Source organism: Mesorhizobium sp. M7A.F.Ca.US.005.03.2.1 (genome assembly GCF_003997795.1).
In the GTDB taxonomy this organism is placed as follows: Bacteria; Pseudomonadota; Alphaproteobacteria; order Rhizobiales; family Rhizobiaceae; genus Mesorhizobium; species Mesorhizobium ciceri.
In genome coordinates, this window is the sequence record NZ_RZRP01000725.1 from 1 (window position 1) to 3,244 (window position 3,244).

General features: G+C 60.5%; 5 protein-coding genes. 4 read left to right on the forward strand and 1 reads right to left on the reverse strand.

Annotation, left to right across the window (positions count from 1 at the left end; genetic code table 11):
* The coding region (locus tag EN991_RS29095) for an FdhF/YdeP family oxidoreductase (RefSeq protein ID WP_127370040.1) at positions 1-1,519 on the reverse strand (1,519 nt) is incomplete at its 3' end.
* A gap of 218 nt (positions 1,520-1,737) precedes the next feature.
* Between EN991_RS29095 and EN991_RS29100 the strand changes: the two genes are divergently transcribed.
* From EN991_RS29100 to EN991_RS29115, 4 genes are all read left to right on the forward strand, one after another.
* Complete coding sequence (locus EN991_RS29100) at positions 1,738-1,956, forward strand: hypothetical protein (protein ID WP_013533184.1); 219 nt, start codon at positions 1,738-1,740, stop codon at positions 1,954-1,956.
* A gap of 84 nt (positions 1,957-2,040) precedes the next feature.
* On the forward strand, positions 2,041-2,271 hold the full coding sequence (locus tag EN991_RS29105) for a hypothetical protein (protein ID WP_013533183.1): 231 nt from the start codon (positions 2,041-2,043) through the stop codon (positions 2,269-2,271).
* Between the two features lie 143 nt (positions 2,272-2,414).
* Positions 2,415-2,870 (forward strand): hypothetical protein, encoded by a 456-nt coding sequence (locus tag EN991_RS29110; protein WP_127366617.1) that lies wholly within the window; start codon positions 2,415-2,417, stop codon positions 2,868-2,870.
* Positions 2,867-3,244 (forward strand): divalent metal cation transporter (locus tag EN991_RS29115; protein WP_164769441.1); only part of this gene is annotated, 378 nt, incomplete at its 3' end. The genes EN991_RS29110 and EN991_RS29115, both read left to right, overlap by 4 nt.

Here is a 3,244-nt window from a genome sequence, read left to right on the forward strand (position 1 = left end):
GCAGGAGATGACTTCGGTTGAGCTTGGTCGCGATTTCGACATGCAGGCCAAGTCTGCGCCAGGCTTTCTCAACGAGGCCGGTTTCGGGCACGGCGCGGACGAAATTACCACCCAGGCCGACAAAGCCTTTCACCGAGCCGGCGATGACGCCTTCGCAAGTCTCGACCGTATCGAGGCCCTTCTCGCGCGGGGGCTCGAATGCATAGAACTCGGCGAATTTGTCGAGCGGAACGAGTTCAGGTTTTTCGGATATGCCGACGGTGCGCTGGCCCTGGACGTTGGAATGACCCCGCAGGGGCGAAATGCCGGCGCCGGGTTTTCCCATATTGCCCCGCATCAGCAGCAGATTGCACAACATCTGCACGTTTTCGGTGCCATGCCTGTGCTGTGTCAGACCCATGCCATAGTTGCCGATCACCGCATTGGACCGGCTGTAGACTTCGGCGACATGCTCCAGATCCGGTCGCGCAATGCCCGACCGGGCGACGATGTCATCCCACGCGGCAGCGCGCAGATAGGCCTCGAATTCGGCGAAACCATGCGTATGTTCCGCGATAAACCCGATATCGAGGATACGCGAGCTTCCCTGCTCGCGGGCCGCATCGTCGAGCGCGAGCACAGCCTTGGCGATGCCGGTCATGGCGGCGATATCGCCGCCGCCGCGGACCTGGAAGAAGTCGCTGGACATTTTCGTGCCGGGCCCCGGCGACAGCATGTCAACGGGATTCTGCGGGTTCTTGAAGCGCTTGAGCCCTCGCTCCGGCAAGGGGTTGAAGGTGAACACCGGCACATTGCGTTCACGGGCCTCCTGCAGCGGGTGCAACAGCCGCGGCGCCGTCACCCCGGTGTTGTGGCCGAAGAAGAACATCATGTCGCATTGCGAAAAGTCTTCGAGTTGTACGGTTCCAACCGGCGAGCCGATTGATCTGGGAAGCCCGACCGAGGTCGATTCGTGACACATGTTGGAAGAATCGGGCAGGTTCGACGAACCGTAGATGCGCGCGAACAGCTGATACATGAAGGAAGCCTCCAAAGAGGCCCGGCCGGACGTATAGAAAACCACCGATTTCGGATCGAGGCGCCGAAGTTCCATGCCGATCTCGGCGAAGGCTTCATTCCAGGACACCGGCTCGTAGCGGTCGGTGACGGCATTGTAGCGCAACGGATCGGTCAGTCGGCCCTGCTTTTCCAGCTCGCAATCCGGCCAATCGAGCAGTTCGGTGACGGAATGTCGTGCAAAGAAATCGGGGCCGCAGCGCAGCTTCGTCTGATCCCACAGCGTGGCCTTGGCGCCATTTTCGCAAAACTCGAAAGGCCGCGGCTCTGCCGGCTTGGCCCATGAGCATGAAACGCACATATAGCCGTCTGCCTTGTTCTGCTTGAGCAGAGTGCTCCATATCCCAGACATCAGAAGGCCTTCGCCATAGGCTTTACGGATCAAGGAAGACAGGGATCCCCAGCCGCCCGTCGGGTGGTCGTATTTCTTGATTTCGACATGATCGGTAACGGCAGGTTTCATGGCAGAACCTCGCAAGTGCGACTACCAAACCTCGCCGCTCGTTGATTGTTCCCCGCTGCCGGGATGGGAACGTCGCTGGTTCAATCCAATCCCGCCAATCCCGGATCGCCCCACCGCTGGAGGCCAGGCCGGCAAGCGCCAGACCCGGTCCTCACTGAGGGCGCTTGCCTGTGGAACTATTTCCGTCATGGGCTGTTCGGCGATGGAAGGAGCCGCAAATGGAGCGACGCAACGCAATAATCTCGCTGGTGATAGCGGCGGTCATCATTGTCGGTTTCGTCGTCGGCTTTTTCTACGTTGACATGGGATGGCAGACCTCGCCGCTGAAACGCGCGCCGGAGCAGAACCAGGGCGGCAATGCCCCGGCGGATACCGCCCCGGCTGCCGGCGTCCAGAAAAATCCCAGGGAAAACACGGAAATGCCGGGGCAACAGTGATCGATGGCTGGCAGCAACAGGGGAGGGTGACCTGGCCGTGACGCTGTCGAACTGAGATCAACACAGCACCGATCTGGAGTGCGGATGATGGGCATCCTTTCCGACCTCGACAAGAAGCTGACGGACAATATGTACGAGCATGGCAGCGAACTCACCGATGCGGTTTCGGATCTGCCGGAAGCAGTTGTGGAAGCGGTCGAGCGGCTGATGTTTTTCATCCAGCCCGACGCGCGCGACACAGTCAGAAGTCAGGTTCTCGGCCTCATTCACGAATACGGAATCCAAGACGCTTCGAGCGGGGATCGCCCCGATTGACGTTCAGCACCCCACTAGCAATCGAAACCCGATTGAGACCGCCTCGTGCTCCGGATCGGGAGCCGCGGTTGTTGACGGACTCGTCGAGCGCTCTAGATCAGATTCACGCCGGCCGCGGTTTGTTGCGTCGGGGAGACTATTCTGTGGCGCACCAAACGCCTGATTTGATCGTTAGCCGCCGCTATCTCAGGCTTGACTGCTTGTGCCTGCTTTTGCTGATGCTCTCGGCATGCTCATCTTCCGATCAGATCGAGCAGCAATCACGAACCGTGGCGTCCGCATCGCAGACCGTGTTGATGGCGCTGGACGCCTGGGCGGCAGGGGCGGCGCCGACCGCATACACGGTGGACACGCTGCAATCGATCGGCAAGACGCTTGCCGATGTCGGGGCGCAAATCCGGTCCGCCGAAATCAGTGAACCCACCGAGCAAGCTTCTCTGACAAAAGCAGTCAATGATTTGTCGGTCGGGGTGACGCGTGCCGAGGCCGGACTGCAGGCAGATGACCGGCTGGAAGTCCAAGACGCGCAACAGGATTTACGGCTGGCGTCGCGTGCGCTCGCTACCGCCTACGCCAAGTATTTCGCGCCGAAGCCATGAAAAAGCTCATGGAAATATCCCTCGGCGTCGTCACCAGCGTCGGCGGCTTCCTCGAAGTTGGGTCCATGGCGACGGCGGCGCAGGCAGGCGCGATGTTTGGCTTCCAGTTGATCTGGGCGGTGGTGCTTGGCACCGTCTGCATCATCTTCCTTGTCGAAATGTCCGGCCGGTTCGCGGCCGTGAGCCATCACACGATCTCCGACGGCATCCGCGAAAGGTTCGGTTTCAACGTCTTTCTATGGCCGTTGCTTGCCGCCTTGCTGGTCAATTTCCTGGTGCTGTCCGCAGAGATCGGCGGCGTTGCCATCGCGCTCGAACTTGCCACGGGCATAGGCTTCCAGTGGTGGGCACTGCCGGTGGCTTTGCTGGCGTGG

What these genes read in the sequence shown, in the direction of transcription:
- EN991_RS29100 (WP_013533184.1), top strand. Translation starts at nt 1,738, where the DNA reads ATGGAGCGACGCAACGCAATAATCTCGCTGGTGATAGCGGCGGTCATC.
- EN991_RS29105 (WP_013533183.1), top strand. Translation starts at nt 2,041, where the DNA reads ATGATGGGCATCCTTTCCGACCTCGACAAGAAGCTGACGGACAATATG.